Source organism: Deinococcus sp., from assembly GCF_018260405.1.
Lineage (GTDB): Bacteria > Deinococcota > Deinococci > Deinococcales > Deinococcaceae > Deinococcus.
On the sequence record NZ_JAGLBG010000239.1, the window covers coordinates 494 to 812 of the forward strand.

Annotated in this window: 1 pseudogene; it reads right to left on the bottom strand. The window is 50.5% G+C overall.

The features are described 5' to 3' along the window. Nucleotides 1-212 precede the first annotated feature (212 nt). Nucleotides 213-317: pseudogene (locus QZ269_RS13310) on the bottom strand (transposase); the annotation flags it as partial. Nucleotides 318-319: the final 2 nt, after the last annotated feature.

The window sequence follows — 319 nt, forward strand, 5'->3', positions numbered from 1 at the left end:
AGCCACGCAAGCACAGAATCAATCTCGGTTCCGTACACGTTGAAAGTGGCATCCTCCAACTCCTCATAAAGAGATAAGTCGCCCAGAAAGAACTCCCGCCCGTCAGCGGTCAAGCCCTTGTCCAGCAACTCTCGAATCTCCGGTTTTAGTTTGTGCTTCACGGGTTTGCGTTTGAACTCCTGACCAAATAGAACTCTGGCCCTCAGCACCTAGAATGAATAACCACGTCCCGCACGGTCAATTTCACGAATCAGACGATTCATTGATTCTGTGTAGGCGTTGGTGAACCGCTCCGCATAGAGGAAATAGGCGAACACCT